20 protein-coding genes are annotated in these 22643 nt (G+C 60.0%); 4 read left to right on the top strand and 16 right to left on the bottom strand.

The features are described from left to right. Positions 1–72 precede the first annotated feature (72 nt). From dedD to pdxB, 7 genes are all read right to left on the bottom strand, one after another. On the bottom strand, positions 73–795 hold the full coding sequence (gene dedD / locus AACV31_RS00600; protein WP_007762868.1) for a cell division protein DedD: 723 nt from the start codon (positions 793–795) through the stop codon (positions 73–75). Next, positions 785–2053 carry a bifunctional tetrahydrofolate synthase/dihydrofolate synthase gene (gene folC, locus AACV31_RS00595; protein WP_075199660.1) on the bottom strand — a complete coding sequence of 423 codons (1269 nt, stop codon included), beginning with the start codon at positions 2051–2053 and terminating at the stop codon, positions 785–787. The genes dedD and folC overlap by 11 nt, the downstream gene beginning before the upstream one ends. Before the next feature lie 70 nt (positions 2054–2123). Beyond that, the gene (gene accD, locus AACV31_RS00590; protein ID WP_015741952.1) at positions 2124–3044 is read right to left on the bottom strand and encodes an acetyl-CoA carboxylase, carboxyltransferase subunit beta; all 921 of its coding nucleotides are present in this window, start codon (positions 3042–3044) and stop codon (positions 2124–2126) included. Positions 3045–3194: 150 nt separating this feature from the next. Next, entirely contained in the window at positions 3195–3854 is a 660-nt protein-coding gene (locus AACV31_RS00585) for a DedA family protein (protein ID WP_075199656.1), read from the bottom strand. Positions 3855–3879: 25 nt separating this feature from the next. After that, complete coding sequence (truA, locus tag AACV31_RS00580; protein ID WP_165154846.1) at positions 3880–4692, bottom strand: tRNA pseudouridine(38-40) synthase TruA; 813 nt, start codon at positions 4690–4692, stop codon at positions 3880–3882. Then, positions 4692–5705 (bottom strand): aspartate-semialdehyde dehydrogenase, encoded by a 1014-nt coding sequence (locus AACV31_RS00575; protein ID WP_075199657.1) that lies wholly within the window; start codon positions 5703–5705, stop codon positions 4692–4694. Before AACV31_RS00575 ends, truA begins: the two co-directional genes overlap by 1 nt. Before the next feature lie 68 nt (positions 5706–5773). Further along, positions 5774–6910, bottom strand: coding sequence for a 4-phosphoerythronate dehydrogenase PdxB (gene pdxB / locus AACV31_RS00570; RefSeq protein ID WP_165154848.1), 1137 nt, complete (start codon positions 6908–6910; stop codon positions 5774–5776). Between the two features lie 119 nt (positions 6911–7029). On the opposite strand from pdxB, the gene flk reads away from it, so the two are divergent. Beyond that, positions 7030–8037 carry a flagella biosynthesis regulator Flk gene (gene flk, locus AACV31_RS00565; RefSeq protein ID WP_007762907.1) on the top strand — a complete coding sequence of 336 codons (1008 nt, stop codon included), beginning with the start codon at positions 7030–7032 and terminating at the stop codon, positions 8035–8037. A gap of 53 nt (positions 8038–8090) precedes the next feature. Here the strand turns inward: flk and AACV31_RS00560 are convergent, their stop codons facing one another. After that, on the bottom strand, positions 8091–10733 hold the full coding sequence (locus tag AACV31_RS00560) for an autotransporter serine protease (RefSeq protein ID WP_242658682.1): 2643 nt from the start codon (positions 10731–10733) through the stop codon (positions 8091–8093). Between the two features lie 701 nt (positions 10734–11434). Next, entirely contained in the window at positions 11435–12652 is a 1218-nt protein-coding gene (gene fabB / locus AACV31_RS00555; RefSeq protein ID WP_015741959.1) for a beta-ketoacyl-ACP synthase I, read from the bottom strand. Between the two features lie 156 nt (positions 12653–12808). Here fabB and mnmC point away from each other — a divergent pair, with 156 nt between their 5' ends. Further along, positions 12809–14821, top strand: coding sequence for a bifunctional tRNA (5-methylaminomethyl-2-thiouridine)(34)-methyltransferase MnmD/FAD-dependent 5-carboxymethylaminomethyl-2-thiouridine(34) oxidoreductase MnmC (gene mnmC, locus AACV31_RS00550; protein ID WP_165154850.1), 2013 nt, complete (start codon positions 12809–12811; stop codon positions 14819–14821). Between the two features lie 170 nt (positions 14822–14991). Continuing rightward, positions 14992–16542, top strand: a complete 1551-nt coding sequence (locus AACV31_RS00545) for a methyl-accepting chemotaxis protein (protein WP_165154852.1) — start codon at positions 14992–14994, stop codon at positions 16540–16542. Positions 16543–16586: 44 nt separating this feature from the next. Here the strand turns inward: AACV31_RS00545 and AACV31_RS00540 are convergent, their stop codons facing one another. The 6 genes from AACV31_RS00540 to prmB form a co-directional block, all read right to left on the bottom strand. Next, the gene (locus tag AACV31_RS00540; protein ID WP_007762922.1) at positions 16587–16865 is read right to left on the bottom strand and encodes a YfcL family protein; all 279 of its coding nucleotides are present in this window, start codon (positions 16863–16865) and stop codon (positions 16587–16589) included. 28 nt (positions 16866–16893) lie between these two features. Continuing rightward, entirely contained in the window at positions 16894–17439 is a 546-nt protein-coding gene (locus AACV31_RS00535; RefSeq protein WP_075198324.1) for an elongation factor P hydroxylase, read from the bottom strand. Further along, positions 17439–18236, bottom strand: a complete 798-nt coding sequence (locus tag AACV31_RS00530; RefSeq protein WP_007762924.1) for a sulfite exporter TauE/SafE family protein — start codon at positions 18234–18236, stop codon at positions 17439–17441. The genes AACV31_RS00535 and AACV31_RS00530 overlap by 1 nt, the downstream gene beginning before the upstream one ends. Positions 18237–18257: 21 nt before the next feature. Then, positions 18258–19082 carry a penicillin-insensitive murein endopeptidase gene (gene mepA / locus AACV31_RS00525; RefSeq protein WP_165154854.1) on the bottom strand — a complete coding sequence of 275 codons (825 nt, stop codon included), beginning with the start codon at positions 19080–19082 and terminating at the stop codon, positions 18258–18260. A 4-nt stretch (positions 19083–19086) separates the two neighbouring features. Beyond that, on the bottom strand, positions 19087–20172 hold the full coding sequence (gene aroC, locus AACV31_RS00520; protein WP_007762926.1) for a chorismate synthase: 1086 nt from the start codon (positions 20170–20172) through the stop codon (positions 19087–19089). A 64-nt stretch (positions 20173–20236) separates the two neighbouring features. Beyond that, positions 20237–21169 (bottom strand): 50S ribosomal protein L3 N(5)-glutamine methyltransferase, encoded by a 933-nt coding sequence (gene prmB, locus AACV31_RS00515; protein WP_007762927.1) that lies wholly within the window; start codon positions 21167–21169, stop codon positions 20237–20239. Between the two features lie 161 nt (positions 21170–21330). Here prmB and smrB point away from each other — a divergent pair, with 161 nt between their 5' ends. Further along, entirely contained in the window at positions 21331–21882 is a 552-nt protein-coding gene (smrB, locus tag AACV31_RS00510) for an endonuclease SmrB (protein WP_004387043.1), read from the top strand. Between the two features lie 75 nt (positions 21883–21957). Here smrB and sixA read toward each other — a convergent pair whose 3' ends face one another. Continuing rightward, the gene (sixA, locus tag AACV31_RS00505) at positions 21958–22446 is read right to left on the bottom strand and encodes a phosphohistidine phosphatase SixA (protein WP_165154856.1); all 489 of its coding nucleotides are present in this window, start codon (positions 22444–22446) and stop codon (positions 21958–21960) included. Positions 22447–22643 lie beyond the last annotated feature (197 nt).

Raw genomic sequence — 22643 nt, 5'->3', positions numbered from 1 at the left:
ACGCGCCTGCTGCAGGCCGTCTGTGGCGCGATGCGGTTTCTCGGTGCGCCTGAGAAAAAGGCGCCGGACCGCTTAGTTCACGCTGTAATTCATTATCACGCCGTTCAGCCCCGACAGGCTATTCAGCTCGCCCAGCGACGATTTTAACTTATCTTTCGACGCCTCCGGCCCTACCAGAATGCGAGTGATTTTCCCCTGCACCGGCGTGGACGGCGACGTATACGCCCGGTAACCCGCCGAGCGCAGTTTGCCGACTATTTCATTCACTTTATCGGCATTTTTCAGCGCGCCGAGCTGCACGACATACGCCTTGCCCGCTGGCGGCGTTTGCGGTTTCTCCGGCGGCGTGGTTTTCGCAGGCGCTGGCGCTTCGGCCTCGCTCACCATCGCCAGTTGCTCGTCGGTTTTATCCCGCTGCGGCTTGTTCTGAGGCTTATCGGCGGCGCGCGTTTTCGCGGGCTCCGTCGCCTTCGGCTTCGCAGGCGTCACCGGCACTTCATCAAGCTCCGCGCCAGTTTCGGCAGGCAGGCGCGTGGTGTCGATGGAAGAAGTCGCCGCGTTACCGGCCCTCACCTCTTCCGCCGCGCCTTCCGGCGGCTGAGACGGCAGCGCCTGCGTCGCGGCAGGCAGCATATCCGGCTCGTCGCGATCGCCTGGCTTCGGCACCAGCGGGATCGCCGCGAACTCATCCTGATAATGTTTTTTCTGGCCGTCCAGCAGCCCTGGCAGCACGATAACCCCCAGCGCCACCAGCACAATCGTGCCGACTAATCGGTTCTGAAACTTACTCGCCACCTCGTCTCCCCGCGTCCATCTCTTCCATTACCTGTGCGACGGTATGAAACGACCCGCATACCAGTACCGTATCGGCAGGCTGCGCGTCGGCCAGCGCCGCATGCCAGGCCTGCGCCACGCTATCAAAGACAGCGCTGGCCTGCAGATGTTCCGCAAGCTCTTCGGCGCGGGCGCCGCGCGGCCCGTCCAGAGGGGCACAATACCAGCTATCCACGACCCTCTCCAGACAGGCGAGGGTGCCGGCGATATCTTTATCATGCAGCATGCCGATAACCGCCAGTACGCGCCCGGCGGATGGCGACTGCGCGAGCCGCTGCGCCAGATACCCCGCCGCGTGCGGATTATGAGCGACATCCAGAATGATGCGCGGGGCCTCGCTCACAATCTGGAAACGCCCCGGCAGCGTGGCGCGCGCAATGCCGTCGCGGTAAGCCTGCTCGCTAACCGTAAGGCCGCTTGCGCGAAGCGCGGCCAGCGCGGTCGCCGCGTTAGGCTGCGGCACCTGCGGGAGCGGGAGGTGAATCAGTTCGCCATCGCCGTCGCTAAAACGCCAGCCGTCACTATCGGCCTCATAGCGCCAGGCGTCGTTCACGCGCAGCAGCCGCGCGCCCTTCTCCCGCGCCACCTGCGCGATGGACTGCGGCATATCCGTCTCGCCCACCACCGCCGGTTTGCCCGCCCGGAAAATACCGGCTTTCTCACGCCCGATGCTTTCGCGATCCGGCCCCAGCCAGTCGGTGTGATCGAGCGCAATGCTGGTGACCACCGCCACATCGCAATCCACCAGGTTGGTGGCGTCCAGACGCCCGCCAAGCCCCACTTCGAGGATCACGACATCCAGCTGCGCCTCCTTAAAGAGCCACAGCGCGGATAGCGTGCCGTATTCAAAGTATGTAAGAGAGGTTTCACCGCGCACGGCTTCAATCTCCGCAAACGCGGCGGTGTGCTGGCTTTCGGCAAGCTCTTCGCCCTGCACGCGCACGCGCTCGGTGTAGCGCACCAGATGCGGCGAGCTGTAAACGCCCACGCGAAAACCGGCGGCCATCAGCACCGCCTCGAGCGTGCGGCAGGTGGTGCCTTTGCCGTTGGTGCCCGCGACAGTGAAGACAAACGGCGCGGGTTTCACCACATCAAGCAATGCCGCCACGCGTGAGACGCGCTCAAGGCCCATGTCGATGGTTTTACCGTGCAGGTTTTCCAGATAAGAAAGCCACGTGGCCAGAGGCGACGTGGCTTGGGGAAGGTGTTGCTTTTCCATGGTGCCCGTATCCTGGTTACGGTTCATAAACAAGAAGGGCAGCGCCTGGTGGCCCTGCCCTTCATGACTATCAGGCCTCTTGATCCTGCTCCGGCACCGGCGGCACCACCACCGCTTCACGCGGCGCGTCCGGGCTTGGCGCCGGGAGGTTCATCAGCTTCGCCAGAATGCTGGCAAGCTTCAGGCGCAGCTCCGGACGACGCACGATCATATCGATTGCGCCTTTTTCGATCAGGAACTCACTGCGCTGGAAGCCAGCCGGCAGTTTTTCACGCACGGTCTGCTCGATAACGCGCGGACCGGCGAAGCCGATCAGGGCTTTCGGCTCGGCGATGTTCAGATCGCCAAGCATCGCGAAGCTCGCGGAAACGCCGCCCATGGTCGGGTCGGTCAGCACGGAGATGTACGGCAGACCACGCTCCTGCATTTTCGCCAGCGCAGCGGAGGTTTTCGCCATCTGCATCAGCGACATCAGCGCTTCCTGCATACGCGCGCCGCCGGAGGCGGAGAAGCAGATAAGCGGGCAGTTGTCTTCCAGCGCCTGCTCAACCGCACGCACGAAACGCGCGCCAACGACGGAGCCCATGGAGCCGCCCATAAAGGCGAACTCAAACGCCGCCGCGACAATCGGCATACCATGCAGGGTGCCTTTCATCACCACCAGCGCGTCTTTCTCGCCGGTTTCTTTCTGGGCGCTCGCCAGACGGTCCTTGTATTTTTTGGAATCACGGAACTTCAGCACATCTTTCGGCTCAAGCTCACTGCCCAGTTCCACCAGCGACCCTTCGTCTAACAGGCTGTGCAGACGGTCGCGTGCCGCCATGCGCATGTGGTGATCGCATTTCGGGCAAACCTCAAGGTTACGCTCCAGTTCGGCGCGGTAGAGTACCTGGCCGCAGCTGTCGCACTTGGTCCACACCCCTTCCGGGATGTTTGCCCTGCGAGTGGGAGTAATATTGCTTTTATTGAGAATTCGTTCAATCCAGCTCATTGATAACCTTTCTGCCTGAACCTGGTCGATGCCAGTTTTTCTGTGGGGGCGCATAATGCCATTATTGCCTTCCACAGACCATAAATGGTGCTCATTAAACCATAACGGCCCGCGACTTTGGATAAAAAAGTGGTCGAACCGCCAGAGGGCTTATTTTGTCTGGCGCGCCGCGGCGCGTTTGTGACGCACCACTTCATATACGCCCGGCAATACCGAGACGACAATAATAGCGACAATCAGCAACTTCAGATTGTCCTGAATAAACGGCATCGCGCCAAAGAAGTAGCCTGCGTAGGTAAACAGCAGAACCCACAACAGCGCGCCCACGACATTAAACAGGGCAAAATGACGGTAGGACATATGCCCCATCCCGGCGACGAACGGCGCGAAGGTGCGCACGATCGGCACGAAACGGGCGAGGATAATCGTTTTACCGCCGTGGCGCTCATAAAACGCATGCGTTTTATCAAGATAGCTCTGCCGGAAGATTTTTGAATCCGGGTTGCTGAACAGCCGCGCGCCAAAGAGTCGGCCTATAGTGTAGTTCACCGCGTCGCCGAGGATCGCGGCGATGACCATTAAAAGCGCCATCAGGTGCACATTGAGATCGTTGGACGGCAGCGACGAGATAGCGCCCGCCACGAACAGCAGCGAATCGCCCGGCAGAAACGGCGTCACGACCAGCCCGGTTTCGCAAAACAGGATCAGGAACAGGATCGCGTATACCCAGATCCCGTACTGTGCCACCAGCTCCGCCAGATGCACGTCGATATGTAAAATAAAATCAATCAGAAAGCGAATAATGTCCATACTGGTTCTTCTTCCCCGACTGCTGTCAGTCAGCTAAAAAAAATGGGCCCATCGGCGGCTTCGGAAGCGCAAACTGCGCCGGATAATCCACCGACACCAGATAGAGCCCTTCCGCTTTCGCCGTCGCTGCCGCGAGCGTTCTGTCCTTAGCCGCCAGCAGTTCTGCCATCCAGCTCTCCGGCTGGTTACCGCAGCCTATTTCCATCAGGCTGCCAACGATATTGCGCACCATATGATGCACAAACGCGTTAGCCTTGATATCCACCACAATGTACGCCCCGAAGCGCTCAACGTTGATATGCATCAGGTTGCGCCAGGGCGTGCGGGACTGGCACTGCACCGCGCGAAACGAGGTAAAGTCGTTCTCGCCGATAAGGCACTGCGCCGCCCGGTGCATACGCTGTGCGTCCAGCGGCAGGTGGTAATGCGTCACCCCCTGCGAGAGCACCGCCGGCCGCAAACGGTGATTATAGATAACGTAGCGGTAACGGCGAGCCGTGGCGCTGAACCGGGCGTGAAACTCCGCGGGCACATCTTTAACCCAGCGCACCGCGATGTCACCAGGTAAATTCGCATTTACGCCCAGCGTCCAGGCGGCGTCCTTGCGCACAGCGGTGGTTTCGAAGTGCACCACCTGGCCGGTGGCGTGCACGCCCGCGTCGGTGCGGCCCGCGCAGAAGACGTTAACCGGCTCGTTCGCCACCTGCGAGAGCGCCTTTTCAAGCTTTTCCTGAACGCTGCGCACTTCCTGCTGACGCTGCCAGCCGTAATATTTACTGCCGTCGTACTCAATGCCGAGCGCGATTTTCCTCACCGGCTTTTCCAGACCTTCCGACATCAGTACACGTACTCCTGCAGCAGTTTCTCCGCGGTTTTGATTGCCATCAGCGCGCCGCCGAAGCGCACGTTATCGGCGACCGACCAGAACTGGATCTGCTCCGGCATCCCGTAGTCGTTACGCACGCAGCCGATAGAAAGATGCACGCTACCGGAGGCGTCGCCCACCTGGGTCGGATAGTCGTTCTCTTCGGAGAGCGCGATATCCTGATCGCGCTCCAGCGCGTCGCGCGCCTCTTCCGCCGCGAGCGGTCGCAGCGCTTCGAAATTCACCATCTGGGCGTGGCCGTAAAACACCGGCGCCTGTACGCTGGCCACGGAAATCATTAAGCCGTCGTCCTGCAATACTTTGCGTACTTCATCCACCAGACGGCGGTCCTGGCGCACGCTGCCTTCGCGGTCCGGCAGCAGCGGCAACACGTTGAACGCCAGCTGGCGGCCAAAGTGATCGTCGTCATCGACCGGCATCCCGTTCAGCAGGCGCGCGCTCTGCCCCGCCAGCGCATCCACCGCCGCTTTGCCCTGGGCGGATGCCGCCAGCAGGTTCGTCACCTGAATACGCGACAGCCCCCCCGCTTCCATCAGCGGGCGCAGCGCCGTCAGGAGCTGACTGGTCAGGCTGTCCGCCACCGCCACCACGTTACGGTTGCGGTAATCGGCCAGCACATACGGGTTCACATCCGGCACCACCAGCGGCACGTCCGGCTCAAGCGCAAACAGGCCGCTGGAGTCAATAACCAGACAACCGGCGTTGGTCGCGTCATCAACATAGCGCGCGCTGGCCTCCGGGCCCGCGACGAAAAAGGCGAGCTGCGCCTGGGTCCAGTCGAAATTCTCAGCGTCCTGCACCTGCACGCTTTTACCGTTAAAGCGCAGCGTTTCGCCCGCGCTTTCGTTGCGCGCCAGCGCATAAAGGTCACCCACCGGGAACTGACGCTCGGCGAGTTGCTCAAGCAGGGCCTCTCCCACGGCGCCCGTCGCGCCCAGTATGGCGATATTCCAGCCTTCAGACATGGTGGTTTTACTCCAGAAAATAAAAATGCCTTCCCCGCCCGTTGCGCGGGGAAGAAGAGAATCAGTGATTAACGGATCGGATGATGGGTCGCGTTAAAACCCAGCTTTTGCAGCAGCGCGGCGGCGGCTTCGTCATCGCACTGCACATAGAGCGACGACCATTCGCGGCGCTCCTGGTAATTTTTGCGAAGTTTATCAAACTCGCCCGGAACGCCCGCCACACGCCGAAGCGGGGCATCGTCGCGGCGCACATCATACACCAGATGCACCAGCCGTTTCAGCGTCGCCTGGTCGAGCGGCCCCTGGAGCGTCACGCGGCCGAATTCCGGCGGCGGCAACAGCGTAGCCAGCGCCACCTGCTGCGGCGCGCCGAGGAACTGACTGTACGCCTCAAACACCTGCGTGGTGCCGCGCGCTTTGCCTTCGAGCGTATAGCCCGCGATATGCGCGGTGCCAATATCAACGCGTTTTAAAAGCTCAACGTTCAGCGCAGGCTCCGGCTCCCAGACGTCCAGCACGACGCTGAGCGGCTGCCCCGCCTCAAGGCGCGCCAGCAGAGCGGTGTTATCGACCACCGGGCCGCGGCAGGCGTTAATCAGAATAGCGCCAGGCTTCAGGCGCGCGATCAGCGCTTCGTCGGCCAGATGCAGCGTCTTATAGGGCCCGTCTTTAAAGAGCGGGGTATGGAACGTGAGGATATCGGCCTCGCGCACCAGTTCGTCAAGCGGGCGGAAATCGCCGCGGTCGCCGCGATCGGCACGCGGCGGATCGCACAGCAGCGTGCGCACGCCTAACGCCTCAAGGCGCGCCTGTAAGCGCGAACCGACGTTGCCTACGCCGACGATCCCGACGGTGCGGTCGGTGAGCGCAAAACCGTCACGCTCGCCAAGCATCAGCAGCGCGGAAAAGACATACTCCACCACCGCAATCGCGTTGCAGCCGGGCGCGGCGGAAAACGCGACGCCCGCCTCGCGTAAATAGTTTTCATCAACGTGGTCGGTGCCCGCCGTGGCGGTGCCGACAAACCGGATGTTTTTACCGTCCAGCAAATCGCGATTCACCTGCGTCACCGAGCGCACCATCAGGGCGTCGGCATCGCTCAGTTCCGCCTGCGGGATCGGGCGCCCCGGTACGGCCTGCACTTCGCCAAGACGGCTGAACAGCTCGCGTGCGTAAGGCATATTTTCATCAACGAGGATTTTCACGTTTCTCTACCTGTTTATGTGCGGGAGATAGCCGTTAAGTGTGCCATAATCTCGCCGCCAGGCATACTTAACAGCGTGGTTAGTTTCGCGGCACCGTCCGGTCAGGTTAAGGATTATTGATGATGCAACCCATTCATGGCGCCACGCCCCGCCCGGCGGGCGAGCCTCCCACATCGCCCCACTCCGCAGGCGAGCAGCCGCTTTCCACCCAGCAGCGCACGGTGCTGGAGCGGCTTATCACCCGCCTCGTGGCGCTGACCCAGCAGCAAAGCGCTGAAGTCTGGGCCGGTATGAAGCACGATCTGGGCCTAAAGAGCGATGCGCCGCTGCTCTCGCGCCACTTCCCCGCCGCCGAGCAAAACCTTAACCAGCGGTTAGGTCAGGCCCAGCAGTCCCACACGCAGCGCCAGGTGTTGTCGCAACTGACCGAGCTTCTGAGCGTCGGCAACAACCGCCAGGCGGTGAGCGATTACATTCGCCAGCAGTTCGGCCATACCGCGCTGAACCAGCTTTCCGGGGAACAGCTGAAAAGCGTGCTGACGCTGCTGCAAAACGCGCAGCTTAATATCCCGCAGCCGCAACAGCGCCCGGCGACAGATCGCCCGATGCAGCCTGCCGAGCACAATACCCTTAACCAGCAGGTGACCAAGCTTGCGGCCGCGACCGGCGAATCGCCGAAGCTTATCTGGCAGTCGATGCTGGAGCTTTCCGGCGTGAAAAGCGGCGAGCTGATCCCGGCGAAGCATTTCGCGGCGCTCTCCACATGGCTTGTCGCGCGCCAGACGCTGGCCGACCAGCCCGCGCCGACGCTGCACAGCATTCAGGCCGCGCTGCGCCAGCCGCTGGAGTCACGTGAATGGCAGGATATTAGCGACTACGCGCAGCAGCGCTTCCAGGCGACGCCGCAAACGGTGCTGACCACCGCGCAGGTGCAGGATATTCTTAATCAGGTCTTTATTCGTCGCTCTGAAGGGTCGCAGGAAACGCTCGAAGTGCGCCATATTCAGCCTATCTACAGCCCGTTTATCGCGTTTTTCACCCAACCGATGAAGCAGATTTCCGCCAAACCCGGCCTCGCGATGTTCCTGCTGGTGCTGGTTCTCGTTCTGCTCTGGCTGGTTATCTGACAGACAGCAAAAAGGCGTCTTTCGACGCCTTTTCTTTTACTGCCATCCACGTATCAGAAACTTAACGACACGCCGGCTATCACGCTGCGGTTGCTGTTGCGCCCGTCGCTGGTCTCCTGCTCGCCGGTCAGATTCAGGTTCAGCGCCGGATTGACCTGCCAGCCCAGCGACACCGCGCTGGTAAGCGTTTTCTCAGGCGCCGTCACGCCGTGGAGCGGCACCGACTGATCCACGCCGGTAAAGCTCGCCTGATAGCGCCCTTCATCCTGGCTTAACGCGCGTTGCAGATGGGTCTGAAAGCTCAGATCCAGCCGCCCGTGGGTTTTCAGATCGAACGCATAAGCCGCGCGCAGCCCTGCGCCCGCCTGCCAGCGTGTGGTGGTCTGGTTGTCGGCGCGCAGGCCGAAACCCGAGGCGCTTTTCTCGCTAAAGGCGTCCTGCTTCAGCGTGATGTATTGCGTATCGATAAACGGCGTCACTTCCAGGCCTTCTACGCTGAAGCGATAGCCGGTCTCGCTGCCAAGCGACATCCAGCTGCCGCTCTGGCGGCTGTTGACGCGCTCGGAACGGCTGCCGAGCCACAGCATACGTTTCTGCTGGCCGTCGTAGTAACCGGACGCCAGACGCCCGGTCAGGTAGTAGCCGCCGTAAATCTTACCGCCGTACAGCGCGGCTTCACTGAGGCTGCCGGTGTTGCGCTCGCCGCCGCTGCTCAGCGCGCTGAATGTTTCCGTGCGCGAGAGCGAAGTGCCGATAAACGTATGCTCATCGATAAACCGATCCTGGCCGGTCACCCACCCTTTCATGGAATAACTGACCGGCGAGAACCCGTTGCGTCCGAGGCTGCCGTTCCAGGAAAGCGTGTCGCTCCAGCTACGGCTTTGCGGCGCGTCGAGCAGTTCACTGATGTGCGTCGCGCTGCTGCGCTGATTCACATTGATAGCCTGCCAGGTCAGGGCCGCCGTTGCCGCCGGAAGCTGGCCAGAGAGACTCTCCAGCGCCGCGCGGGCAGACTGATTGTTCGGAATGCGCTGCAATTCGGCTGCCGCCGAAGCGAACGAACTGGCGCGAACCGCCACGCCGGTCGCCACCTGTTTATCAAGCTGCGTAAACGCCTGCTCCAGACGCACGGCGGCGGACTGCGTGGCCGCAGACGTGCTGGCGACTTTCGTCTGCGTGACCTGCAGACGTTTGATGTTAAGCCATACCTGCTTTGTGCTGTACCCGAGCGAGCCGGTCAGGAAAACGCCCGCCGACTGCGTAAAGCGGCTGAACCGGCCAGACAGTGCGCCAGCGTTGACCACCGGCTGGCGCGCCTGGGTGACGTAGCCTGTCGGCACGCCAAGCAGATGCAGATTCCCGGCAAGCGTCGCGCGTCCGGTGACATCCAGCGTCGAGCCGAGCATAAACGCCAGGCTGCCGGTGGCGCGCTGCGTGTAGTTGCGCACAAAGCGCGTTTTGCCGTCGCGCAGCAGCACATAACCGCTGTTATCGACATTGCCTTTTACCGTGCGTACATCCAGCGTGCCCGCGCGACCTATCGTCACCGCGGAGGCCAGGCTTTTCGCGGACGACAGCGTGCCGCCCAGTACCTGCGTTGTACCGGTATAGCTGGCGTCCTGCGTCAGCACCAGCTTACCGGTACCGCTTTTAACTAATCCGCCGCTGCCGCTGATGGCGTTGCCCCAGGTCGAGGTGTAGCTGTTAAACGCCACGCTCACGGTGCCCCAGTCAAATTTCGCCGGGCCGTTAATCGCCTTCGCCGCATTCAACAGCCCGTAGCCAAACACCGCGTCCACGCCGGGCGCGCCGATGTCGGTCGCAGTGCCGAGCACCGTCTGGCGCACCAGATCGTTAGTGAAGTAGGGGTATTTCTGCCACACCATCGCCGCCACGCCGGAGACCTGAGGGGCGGCGAAGGACGTGCCGCTGACCAGGCGCAGCACTGGTTTACCGGTGCTGTCGGTTGATTGCACGTAAACGCTGCCAGGCGCCGCCAGACAGCTGTTTTTCATGACGCCGCAGCGGTTGGCGTAGCTTGCGATATAGCTCGGGTTAAAGGTGTCGACCGCCGTGGCGACCAGCCAGCCTTTATCCAGCCCGGACTTCGGTGACAGCGAAGGAAGCTTCGCTACGCCTACCGGGTTCGCCGCGCCGTCGTTGCCGCTCGCAAACACAATCAGCCCGTTGTACGACGAGATAAATGGCTTCCAGGCGTTCACGAAATAATTGGTCGTGGCGGTACTGGCCGGGTTCCAGTCAGGGATACCCCAGGAGTTGTTGATAATTTTCGCGCCCGCGCGCGCCAGATCGTAGTTGATCTGCCCGAAATTCAGGCTCTGGCGGGTGTTGGCGACATCAGGAATGATACGCGCGCTGATAAGCGTCGCGCCTGGCGCGGTACCGCCGGTGAACAGGCCCGTGGCGCGTCCGGCAAGCGTCTGGGCGACCATCGTGCCGTGGCCGCGGACATCGCCGACGCTCAGGTTATTGGTTTTCGGATCGACATAGTTCAGGGCGCCCTTCACCACGCCCTGCAGCGCCGGATGCGTGGTCAAAATACCGGTATCCGCCACGCCGACTTTAATGCCCGCGCCGTTGATGCCCGCCGCGCGCGCGGTGGACGCGCTGGTGATAAACAGCGGTCGGTTAAAGTTAGTGCGCGTGACGACATCCGCGGCTGTTACAGAAGGCACATACGTGAAGACGTCATCGGCATCCTTCTTTACGCTGGCAGAGGCCGCACCTGAACATGACAGGATAATGAGTGGAATCACTCTCCCTTTGGTTAATAAAGTCCCTTTACCCAGAGATGTGTCTGTGGGCATGGTTGGTTTCCCCGGCTGGCAAGGCCTCGTAAGAGGCAAACAACTAGTCCCTGAATTCCGCAAACAGATTTCGGATTTCTTTTATGCTGCGTCCTTCACTCTTATCTTTTTGAAAAGATTAAGAATGGCATGATGTGATATGCGTTTCCGCTAAGCGTTACCGTTAATAGAATTAAACGACCGCTTATCTATACATAGATATATCGTCAAAAAATGCCGTAACTTTATGGAAGGAGCCAATAAAGTGATTTTTCTTAAAATAAATATTATTTATCAGTTAGTTATTTTTAAGTTAAATTAATTTTTATTGACTTAAGTGAAATTAAATAAATCACCAATAATTTAAGCGCAGGTAAAATAACGCATTTTTTGAATAGCCGTGACGTGCCAGGGTTTGAAAGTAACATCTATTAAAACAAGAGGTTATTCTTAAGATAAATTTTATGTATGACGCCGCGGCGACAAGGAGATTATCCAGAATATTTCAGATAAGGAAATGCGGGAAAGTAAAACGCGGGAGATAAACATAAAAAAAGGAGCCTTTCGGCTCCATTTCTTTTAAAGAGACATTACGCCTGGTATTTACGCATGACCAGCGTGGCGTTGGTGCCGCCAAAACCGAAGCTGTTGGACATGACGGTCGTCAGCTCGCGCTCAACTGGCGCGGTGATGATGTTCATGCCGTTCGCCTGCTCATCCAGTTCTTCAATGTTGATGCTCGGCGCGATAAAGCCGTGCTCCAGCATCAGCAGGGAGTAGATAGCCTCCTGCACGCCTGCGGCGCCCAGCGAGTGGCCGGTCATCGCTTTAGTCGCGGAGATAGCCGGCGTGTTGTCGCCGAACACTTCACGGATAGCGCCAAGCTCTTTCACGTCGCCAACTGGCGTAGACGTACCGTGGGAGTTCAGGTAGTCAATCGGCGTATCCAGACCGTGCATCGCCATCTTCATGCAGCGTACCGCGCCTTCGCCAGACGGCGCGACCATGTCGGCGCCATCGGAAGTTGCGCCGTAGCCGACGATTTCTGCGTAAATGTGCGCGCCGCGCGCCAGCGCGTGCTCCAGCTCTTCAACCACGACCATACCGCCACCGCCTGCGATAACGAAGCCGTCACGGCTTGCATCATAGGTACGGGAGGCTTTTTCCGGGGTCTCGTTGTATTTGGTAGAGAGCGCGCCCATCGCGTCGAATTCACACGCCATTTCCCAGCCCAGCTCTTCGCCGCCGCCCGCAAACACGATGTCCTGTTTGCCAAGCTGGATCTGCTCAACCGCGTTGCCGATGCAGTGCGCGGAAGTCGCACACGCGGAGCTGATGGAGTAGTTAACGCCGTGGATTTTAAACGGGGTCGCGAGGCAGGCGGAAACCGCAGAAGCCATCGCTTTGGTGACCACATAAGGGCCGACCGCTTTCAGGCCGCGCGGGCTGCGCATCGCGTCAGCGCCGAACACCTGGGCTTTGGACGAGCCGCCGGAGCCGGCAACGATCCCGACGCGCGGGTTATTCTGATACACCTCGTCGGGCAGACCCGCGTCTTTGATAGCTTCCTGCATGGAGAGGTAAGCATAAATAGAGGCGTCGTTCATGAAGCGCACCACTTTACGGTCAATCAGACCGGTGGTGTCCAGCTTCACGTTGCCCCAGACGTGGCTACGCATACCTGCGTCGAAAAATTCTTGAGAGAAAGTGATCCCCGAGCGTCCTTCACGCAGGGATGCCAGGACTTCCTGCTGGTTATTACCGATGCTGGAAACAATGCCCAGGCCAGTAATTACTGCACGTTTCATTCAATACCTCTTCGAGTACGCTAAGTAAGTGTCGTGTCGCAAGATAGCGTACAGTTGTACGCCGAACAAGTCCGATCAGCCAGATTGGCAAGAAATTTGCGATGTCCGACCGGGCTCGCTAAGATCGTGCGACTGCCTGTCATTCGAGCAATTTACGTGAAACCTATCGCCATCCAGCCTGCCAGCCTGACGTTTAATAATGAGGGTACACCTGTTTCCCGAGATTTTGATGACGTTTATTTTTCCAATGACGACGGTCTGGAAGAGACCCGCTACGTCTTTCTGAACGGCAATCAGCTCCCTGAACGCTTTATGACACACCCGCGTGACAGCTTTATTGTCGCCGAAAGCGGGTTTGGCACCGGGCTTAATTTTCTGACGCTCTGGCAGGCGTTCGCGGCGTTTCGCGACGCGCACCCGGACGCCGCGCTACAGCGCCTGCACTTCATCAGTTTTGAAAAATTTCCGCTGACGCCCGCCGATCTTGCCAGCGCGCACGCCCACTGGCCGGAACTCGCGCCCTGGGCGCAACAGCTCCAGGCGCAGTGGCCGATGGCGCTGCCGGGGTGTCAGCGGGTGCTGCTGGATGACGGTCGCGTCACGCTCGATTTATGGCTCGGCGACATCAACGAACTGGTCGACGCGCTGGATGACACACACAACCGCCAGGTTGACGCCTGGTTTCTGGATGGTTTCGCGCCGTCGAAAAACCCCGATATGTGGACGCCCGGCCTGTTTGCCGCGATGGCGCGCCTCGCCCGCCCGGGCGGTACGCTCGCGACATTTACCTCCGCGGGCTTTGTGCGCCGCGGGCTGATTGACGCCGGTTTTAACGTGGTGAAGCGCAAGGGGTTCGGGCGCAAGCGCGAAATGCTGACGGGCGCGCTGAGCGTTGATGTCCCGCCGCCTGTCCGCGCGCCCTGGTATGCGCGCCGCCCGGCGAGCGGTGATAAAGACGTGGCGATTGTCGGCGGCGGTATCGCCAGCGCCCTGCTCGCGCTCGCCTTACAAAGGCGCGGCTGGCAGGTGACGCTCTACTGCGAAGATGACGCTCCGGCGCAGGGCGCGTCGGGCAACCGCCAGGGCGCGCTCTATCCTTTATTAAGCCACCACGACGCGGCGCTGGCCGCCTTCTTCCCGGCGGCGTTCACCTTCGCCCGCCGACTCTATGACGCGCTGCCGGTCAGTTTCGATAAAGACTGGTGCGGCGTAACGCAGCTTGGCTGGGATGAAAAAAGCCAGACCAAAATCAGCCAGATGCTGGAGCTCGGTCTGCCAGAATCCCTGGCGCGCGGCGTTGACAGCGATACGGTGCGCGAACGCAGCGGCGTGGAAACCGGCTGCGGCGGCATTGAATATCCGCAGGGTGGCTGGCTCTGCCCGGCGCAATTAACCGCGGGCGTAGTGACGCTTGCGCAGACGCACGGCCTGCGGGTGCGTTACGGGCACAGGGTCAGCGCGCTGTACCCTGAAAACGGGGGCTGGCGGCTGGATTTCGCGAGCGGCGCGCAGGCGCGTCACGCGGTTGTGGTGCTGGCGAACGGTCATCAGCTCAGCGGTTTTCCGCAAACCGAAACGCTGCCGGTCTACCCGGTCGGCGGCCAGGTGAGCCATATTCCCACCACTCCGGGCCTCGGCGCGCTGCGCCAGGTGCTGTGTTATGACGGCTACCTGACGCCGCAAAATCCGGCGAACGGCATGCACTGTATCGGCGCCAGCTATCATCGCGGCGTCAGCGAGATGCGCTATCAGGAAGAGGACCAGCAGCACAACCGCCAGCGGCTTATCGACTGCCTGCCTGCCGCAGCCTGGACGCAGGACGTAGACGTCAGCGCGGGCGACGCCCGCTGCGGCGTGCGCTGCGCCACGCGCGATCATCTGCCGATGGTCGGCAACGCGCCGGATTACGCCGCCACGCTTCGCGATTACGCTACGCTTTCCCACCATGCCAGCGCGCCGGAAACGGTCGCGCCCGCGCCGGTGCTGGAGAATCTCTTTGTGCTGGGCGCGCTTGGCTCGCGCGGGCTGTGCAGCGCGCCGCTGGCCGCGGAGATTTTAGCCTCGCAGATGAACGGCGAGCCGCTGCCGCTGGATGGCGCGACGCTCGCGGCCCTGAACCCAAACCGGCTGTGGGTGCGTAAATTGCTGAAAGGCCGCGCGGCCGGTTAACGCTTTTGCGGCGCGTCAGCGCGCGCCGCAATGGCTGGCACACGCTTCTGATATTTCTGAAAAATCATTTCACCAAAGCTTGATCCAGGTTAATAAAGCCCTCTGCGGAAACTCAGGCGCGTGCCGTTAATAGTGTTTACCGTTCCGGTAAATACTATGGCCCGCTAACAATGAATAATCTTAAATTTTCTCAAAAGATAATAATGAGCCTCTCTGTTATTCTCGCATTGATGCTCGTATTGGGAGCTTTATCACTTTATTTTCTCAGCAATAATAATAAGAGCGCGTCGTTTATTCTGACCGAGCGCTTTCCGGCCGTCCGGTATACGCTTGAAATGCGAGGTGTTTTATCGGAGCTGCGCCTTCAGCAGGTGCAGATGATCGCCTCCACTACGCATACCGAGAGAGAAAAGCATCAGAAAGAGCTGCAACAGGCGATTAATAATTTCCTCGACGCGCAACATCATTATGTCCGTTTATATCAGGGCGCCGCTCTGCCGCCGCTCGCGACAAAAATCGTCGATAATTTTAAAGCCTTTTCACAATCCAATAATCAGGTGCTGGCGGCATTAGCGCAGGAAGATATTGCGCTTGCCAGTAAAATCAGCGGCGATAACTCGCGCCAGTACCGCACGCAACTGATGGCGGATCTGGCTGAGCTTGAGAAAAACGAAATCGCCGCGGCGGACGCCGAGGCGAAAAGCGCGGCGCAGGGCTATTCCTCCGCGACATGGATACAAATTATTCTCGGCATGGTGGCGCTTGCGGCAAGCGGCGTGATTGCAACCCTGCTTACCCGCAACCTGATGCGCCAGCTCGGCGGCGAGCCCGCCAAAGCGCAGGCGATCGCGTACACCATTTCGCAGGGCGATCTGAGCCACCCGGTGACCTGGCGCGGCGATAACAATCTTTTGAGCTCGCTCGGCACGATGCAAAATGAACTGCGTAAGCTTATCTCGGCCATTCGCCACTCGGCGGAAACGGTCTTCAACCACGCGGGCGAAATCGCCTCCGGTAACCGCGAACTTTCCGCTCGCACCGAGCAGCAGTCCGCCGCGCTTATCGAAACCGCCGCCAGCATGGAGCAGATCACCTCCACCGTGAAAAATAACGCCGAGCATACGCATCAGGCGCGGCTGATGGCGGGCAATGCCGCCTCCAGCGCTCAACAAGGCGGCGTGGTGATGAGCCAGGTTTCCGGCACCATGCAGGCGATTTCCGCAAGCGCAGACAAAATGACGGAGATTATCGCCCTGATAGAAGGGATCGCGTTTCAGACGAATATCCTCGCGCTGAACGCCGCCGTAGAGGCCGCGCGCGCCGGGGAGCACGGCAAAGGGTTCGCGGTCGTTGCGGGCGAAGTGCGCAATCTCGCCCACCGTAGCTCAGAAGCGGCAAAAGATATTCGTCAGCTGATTGCCGGCACCACCAATAAAGTGGGCGAAGGGGCGACGCTGGTGAAGACGGCGGAAAGCGCCATGCACGATATCATCGCCAACGCGACGCGCGTTCACGATCTGCTGAACGAGGTCAACATGGCGACGCAGGAGCAACAGCGCGGCATTGAGCAGATAAACCTGGCGATTGCGGAACTGGATAAAGTGACGCAGAGCAACGCGTCAATGGTGGAAGAGCTGGCGGGATCCGCGGATGTGATGTCGGAGCAGGTGACCCGGCTGAACGCGGGAACGCGAGTGTTTCGGCTGGAAGCGCAGGCGTAATAAGGTGATGACCTGCGCGCCCGGCGGCGCGCAGGTTTACAGGCTCAGTTGAGCTTAGCCTGCTGGAACAGGTTATCCCACATACCCAGCACCAGCGACTGATCGCGCGGCGAGAGTTCGCCCGCGTGGATCGCGGTTTCGAGACTGTTAGTCACCTGGGTATATACCGCCTGCTGAGAGTGGTCGTCACCCTGCTCAAGCGCCGCGACGGCAAGCGTCAGGTGCCCGCGCAGATAGCCGCTGGCGAACAGTTCGTCATCGCTCGCGTGCTCCACCATCTCATCAATCAGCGCCAGAATACGTGCTTCAAATTCGGCAATCATTCGTTTTCCTCGGTTAATAACATGGCGATTAGCACAAGTCTTCCGGCCATGGGAATTGTTGCGCCGCCAGCGGCGGCGTCTGGTAAAAATCCTGTAATGCCGCGATAAAGCGCGCCGGACGTTCGGGAATGCCGTCGGTCAGATACTGCATCACCTGACCGTGTACCCGGCGCTGAAACGCAATGCGATCCGGGTCGAAATCGCCGTTGAGGTTGTCGCAGCTGACGTTAAACGGAAAGCCCGCCGCCACGCAGAACAGCCATTCCAGCGCCTGCGGTTTGACTTCCACATCTTCAAATTTGCCCTGGGTTTGCGCATCGCGCCCGTCCGGGCAGTACCAGTAGCCGAAATCCACCAGCTCGCGCCGCGCTTTACCTGCGATGCACCAGTGCGAAATTTCATGCAGGGCGCTGGCGTAAAACCCGTGAGCGAAGACCACGCGGTGATAAGGCGCATCGGCATCTGCCGGAAGATAGATCGGTTCGTCGTCGCCTTTAATCAGACGGGTATTAAAATCGACGGCAAAACAGCCGTCGAAAATAGAGATTAAATCCTGATAGTGGTGTTCACGCATTACGCCATCCCCAGCCAGTGGAGGATCTCCTGTCCGTGGCTGTCATATAACAATTTGGCGCTCATCACCGCCGAAACGATAACGATCATCGGGCGGATCAGGCGCTGTCCTTTACTTAATACCAGACGCGAGCCTAAGCGCGCGCCGAGAAACTGACCGGCAAGCATCACAAAGCCGGTACCCCAGATAACTTTGCCGCCGATGATGAACAGCAGCAAACCGCCGACGTTAGAGGTGGCGTTAAGCACTTTGGCGTGGGCGGTGGATTTGGCGAGGTTAAAACCGGCGAGCGTCACAAACGCCAGCGCATAAAACGAGCCCGCGCCGGGGCCGAAAAAACCATCGTAAAAACCGACGCACCCGCCCGCCACCAGCGCGAACGGCAGGCCATACAGCCTGCGCTGGCGATCGTCTTCGCCAAGGCGCGGCATTAGCAGAAAATAGAGGCCGATGGCGATCACCAGCACCGGCAGGATCTGGCGCAGAATATCGGACTGCACATGCTGCACCAGCAGGGCGCCGCTGGTGGAGCCGATAAACGTCATCAGGATGTTGAGCTTCTGGTCACGCAGGCTGACCACGCCGCGACGGATAAAATAGAGCGAGGCGGACAGCGAGCCGCCGCACGCCTGCAGTTTATTGGTCGCCAGCGCCTGGGCAGGCGACATGCCCGCCGCCAGCAGCGCAGGCACGGTCAGAAGCCCGCCGCCGCCCGCGAGGGCATCGATAAAGCCCGCCAGCAACGCGACAAAAAAGAGCGCGGTCAGCAACAGCGGCGAAACCATAAACCAGTCCATCACGGCCATCCTTAGTCGGTGTTAAAGAACGTGTTTGTCGAGCAACGCCTGACACGACGGCGGCAATGGCGGCGGCGTGGTTTTCTCAGGCTTGCTGCTGCCAGGCGCCGCAGGCTTGAACCAGCTTTGCAGCTCGTCGCCACAGCCATCCCCCGCCGGCGGCGGATCCTGCTCCACGCACTCCAGGCTGTCCGGCGGGCAACGCAGACGCACGTGCATATGGGCGCGATGCTGGAACCACGGACGCACTTTGCGCAGCCAGTCGCGATCCGGCCCGGCATCCAGGCAGAGCTGCTGCTTGATGGCCGGATTTACGAAGATGCGGGTCACTTCATCATCCAGCGCCGCGAGCTTAATCAGCCCGCCGATTTCCGGCTTCCAGAGTGACTGCACCACGGATTTCCCGTCGTCTGACACCAAATCCAGCGCCTGCGGACGGCGCAGTTGCGCCGCGCTCCAGCGCGTTTTCGGCAGTTGCAGGAAAATATCGACATCAAGCCCCGTCTGGTGACTGGCGTGGCCGCCGTTAAAGCGCCCGCCCGCTGGCATGCCCATATCGCCCACCAGTACGGTGCCGAGCTGTAACTGATTGACCTGATTGCTCAGACGTTCGATAAAGCGCACCAACTCCGGATGACCAAAATAACGGCGCTGGTCGGTGCGCATTATCTGATAATGCTCTGACTCTATTGGCAGCGGCTGCGCGCCGACGATACAGCCATTGGAAAAGGTGCCGATCGACTGGGCGGCGCCCGGGATCGGCTGAGTAATTTTCTGCCACGGCGTGGCGGCGCTTGCCGCGCTGCAAGCAAGCAGCGCCAGCAAGGCTAAGCAGAGTTTTTTCATTTACTTACCAGCGAGGAAGCGTGGTGGTGACATCCGCGTTCTGGGCGCGGTGACGCAGCAGGTGATCCATCAGCACGATAGCCATCATCGCCTCGGCGATCGGCACCGCGCGAATGCCCACGCACGGATCGTGACGACCGCGGGTGATCATCTCCACTTCGTCGCCGAAGCGGTTAACGGTGCGGCCCGGCACGGTGATGCTGGAGGTGGGCTTCAGCGCGATATTCGCAACAATCTGCTGGCCGCTGCTGATGCCGCCGAGAATGCCGCCCGCGTGGTTGCTCTGAAACCCCTCTTTGGTGATTTCGTCACGGTTCTCGCTGCCTTTCAGCGCCACGACGCCAAACCCTTCGCCAATCTCAACGCCCTTAACGGCGTTAATGCTCATCAGCGCGTGGGCGATGTCGGCATCGAGGCGGTCGAATACCGGCTCGCCGAGGCCCGGCGGCACGTTGTCGGCGACCACTGTCACTTTCGCGCCGATGGAGTCGCCCTCTTTTTTCAGCGCGCGCATCAGTTCGTCCAGCGCTTCCAGCTTATCGGCATCCGGTGAGAAGAACGGGTTCTGCTCCACCTGCGCCCAGTCTTTGATCTCCAGCGGAATATCGCCCATCTGGGTCAGGCAGGCGCGGATGACGATGCCGAATTTCTGCGCCAGATATTTTTTAGCGATAGCGCCTGCCGCCACCCGCATGGCGGTTTCACGCGCGGAAGAGCGCCCGCCGCCGCGATAGTCGCGCAGACCATATTTCTGTTCGTAGGTGTAATCGGCATGCCCTGGACGGAACACATCTTTAATGGCGCTGTAATCCTGGGAGCGCTGATCGGTGTTTTCAATCAGCAGGCCGATGCTGGTGCCGGTCGTCACGCCTTCAAACACGCCGGAGAGAATTTTCACCTGGTCCGGTTCGCGGCGCTGCGTGGTGTAACGGGAGGTGCCAGGACGGCGGCGATCGAGATCGTGTTGCAGGTCGGCTTCGCTCAGCGCAATGCCCGGCGGCACGCCGTCAATGATGCAGCCGAGCGCCAGACCATGCGACTCGCCGAAGGTGGTTACGCGAAAGAGTTGTCCAAGAGTGTTGCCTGCCATCACGGCTCCGTTGTCGTGTCGTTGTGGTGTTGTCGTTATTCAGCGGGCCCGCGCCCGCCTGTTTTTAATCTTTGTAGATGCTGAAGTGTTCGCGCGCGCTGATGAGCTGCGCTTTAGTCAGCATAAAGACGCCGTCGCCGCCATTGTCGAACTCAAGCCAGGTAAACGGCACGTCAGGGTACTGCTCCATCAGATGTACCATGCTGTTACCGACTTCACAAATCAGAATACCGTTGTCGGTCAGGTAGTCCGGCGAGCAGGCCAGAATGCGGCGCGCGAGCTTCAGCCCGTCGCTGCCCGCCGCCAGGCCGAGTTCCGGCTCATGGCGATATTCGTTCGGCAGATCGGACATATCTTCTTCATCCACATACGGCGGATTGGTGACGATAATGTCGTACTGCACTTTCGGCAGGTCGCGGAACAGATCGGAGCGGATCGGCGTGACGTGATGGATAAGCCCGTGCTCTTCAATGTTGTGCTCGGTAACGGCCAGCGCGTCGGTGGAGATATCCACCGCGTCGACTTCCGCATTCGGGAAGGCGTAGGCGCAGGCGATAGCGATACAGCCGCTGCCGGTGCACATATCAAGAATGTGCTGCGGTTCGTGGTCGATAAGCCCGGCGAAGTGATTATTGATTAACTCGCCAATCGGCGAACGCGGCACCAGCACGCGCTCATCGACATAAAATTCGTGGCCGCAGAACCAGGCTTTGTTAGTGAGATAGGCCACCGGAATGCGCTCGTTAACGCGGCGGATCACTCGCTCGACGATACGGTGGCGCTCGCTGGAGGTCAGGCGCGCGGTGCGCATATCTTCCGGAATATCCAGCGGCAGGTAGAGCGACGGCAGCACCAGTTGCACCGCCTCATCCCAGGGGTTGTCCGTGCCGTGACCATACCAGATGCCGGCCGCGCTGAAGCGGCTCACCGCCCAACGCAACATATCCTGAATGGTATGCAGTTCACTGACTGCCTCATCGACGAAAATTTTATCCACACTGCCCTCCGCATGACGCTCCGCGTTAAATTCGGCGGCTAGTTTGCCATGAAGGCGGCGATAAATCAGCAACCGACGCGTCATCCCCGAAAAATGGCTTTTGTTTGGCGACGCGCCAAACTCGGGTAAACTGCCTGCGCAAAGAGGAAGAAGAGAAGAAGATGAAAAAGAAGCCATCGCTGAGTGAGGAAGAAAAGTCGCTGTTTCGCGCGCTGATGAGCGGAACGCGCGAGCTGAAACAGGACACCATCGTGCACCCGCCTGCGCGTAAAAAACTGCGCGAGGTGCCGCCCAAACGCCTGTTGCAGGAGCAGGTAGACGCCAGCCACTATTTTTCCGATGAATTCCAGCCGCTTCTGAACAGCGACGGGCCGATGCGCTACGTGCGCCCCGGCGTGGATCACTTCGAGCTGAAAAAACTGCGCCGTGGCGACTATTCGCCCGAGCTGTTTCTCGATCTCCACGGCCTGACCCAGATGCAGGCCAAGCAGGAGCTGGGCGCGCTTATCGCCGCCTGCCGCCGCGAACATGTGTTCTGCGCCTGCGTGATGCATGGCCACGGTAAACATATTCTCAAACAGCAGACGCCGCTGTGGCTGGCCCAGCATCCGCATGTGATGGCCTTCCATCAGGCGCCGAAAGAGTATGGCGGCGACGCCGCGCTGTTGGTGCTGATTGAAGTGGAAGAGTGGCAGCCGCCGCAACTGCCTTAAGCGCATCGAACCCGAGAGCAGAAACAGAAAGAGCCGCATCAGCGGCTCTTTTTCTTTTCATGGTACAGGCGGGTATTACATCGCTTTCGCCATTTTGAGATTGCAGGGGCTCATCTGCCAGTTAAAGACGCCCTTGTCGTTATCGTCCTCTACCGTCACGCAGGCGATAGCGGACGTGGAGAACATCGGCGGCGTTTCGCCAGGGCAGAGTTCCGCCACCAGATAACCGACCAGCGGCAGGTGGGAGATAACCATCACCGCGCTGACGCCGTCACGGGCCAGAACATGGAGGTAATCGCTCACCAGACCCACATCGCCGCAGGGCGTAAGCTCCGGCAGCACTTCGGTTTTGACAGGCAGGCTCATGGCCTCTTTCACGACGTCCAGTGTCTGTTCGGCTCGCAGGAAAGGGCTCACCAGAACACGTTCGATATCCACCTTTTGACCTTTTAACCAGGTCGCCATTTGACGGGATTCATCACAACCGCACGCGGTCAGAGGACGAACCGAATCACTGGCGGCATCGAGTGCTGCGTCGCCGTGACGCATGATAAAAACTTGCATATTGCACCGCTTTTGTTGACCAGAAGCGCCAGCGAAGCCTTGAAAAAAGCAACGCGCTTTTTAAGGGTATCGTCTGGCGGTCGGGCATTGTGCCTGATCCGTACTTCGAATGAAACGCTGTTTTTTACCTTATTGACGTAAGTATAGTCAATCACTGTTTACAAATTAGCCAGCGCTGCGTTTTCGAAGCCAGGAAC

Origin of the sequence: Cronobacter sp. EKM101R (assembly GCF_963888145.1) — a bacterium.
Taxonomy (GTDB): domain Bacteria; phylum Pseudomonadota; class Gammaproteobacteria; order Enterobacterales; family Enterobacteriaceae; genus Cronobacter; species Cronobacter turicensis.
The sequence above is the reverse complement of the archived record's forward strand: the minus strand, read 5'-3'. Positions and strand labels throughout refer to the sequence as shown.

Coding starts and splice junctions, on each gene's coding strand:
- AACV31_RS00585 (WP_075199656.1), bottom strand. CDS start 3,854: ATGGACATTATTCGCTTTCTGATTGATTTTATTTTACATATCGACGTG.
- AACV31_RS00530 (WP_007762924.1), bottom strand. CDS start 18,236: ATGGACTGGTTTATGGTTTCGCCGCTGTTGCTGACCGCGCTCTTTTTT.
- AACV31_RS00535 (WP_075198324.1), bottom strand. CDS start 17,439: ATGCGTGAACACCACTATCAGGATTTAATCTCTATTTTCGACGGCTGT.
- aroC (WP_007762926.1), bottom strand. CDS start 20,172: ATGGCAGGCAACACTCTTGGACAACTCTTTCGCGTAACCACCTTCGGC.
- fabB (WP_015741959.1), bottom strand. CDS start 12,652: ATGAAACGTGCAGTAATTACTGGCCTGGGCATTGTTTCCAGCATCGGT.
- AACV31_RS00575 (WP_075199657.1), bottom strand. CDS start 5,705: ATGTCTGAAGGCTGGAATATCGCCATACTGGGCGCGACGGGCGCCGTG.
- truA (WP_165154846.1), bottom strand. CDS start 4,692: ATGTCGGAAGGTCTGGAAAAGCCGGTGAGGAAAATCGCGCTCGGCATT.
- sixA (WP_165154856.1), bottom strand. CDS start 22,446: ATGCAAGTTTTTATCATGCGTCACGGCGACGCAGCACTCGATGCCGCC.
- AACV31_RS00540 (WP_007762922.1), bottom strand. CDS start 16,865: ATGATTGCCGAATTTGAAGCACGTATTCTGGCGCTGATTGATGAGATG.
- accD (WP_015741952.1), bottom strand. CDS start 3,044: ATGAGCTGGATTGAACGAATTCTCAATAAAAGCAATATTACTCCCACT.
- AACV31_RS00545 (WP_165154852.1), top strand. CDS start 14,992: ATGAATAATCTTAAATTTTCTCAAAAGATAATAATGAGCCTCTCTGTT.
- smrB (WP_004387043.1), top strand. CDS start 21,331: ATGAAAAAGAAGCCATCGCTGAGTGAGGAAGAAAAGTCGCTGTTTCGC.
- mepA (WP_165154854.1), bottom strand. CDS start 19,082: ATGAAAAAACTCTGCTTAGCCTTGCTGGCGCTGCTTGCTTGCAGCGCG.
- flk (WP_007762907.1), top strand. CDS start 7,030: ATGATGCAACCCATTCATGGCGCCACGCCCCGCCCGGCGGGCGAGCCT.
- folC (WP_075199660.1), bottom strand. CDS start 2,053: ATGGAAAAGCAACACCTTCCCCAAGCCACGTCGCCTCTGGCCACGTGG.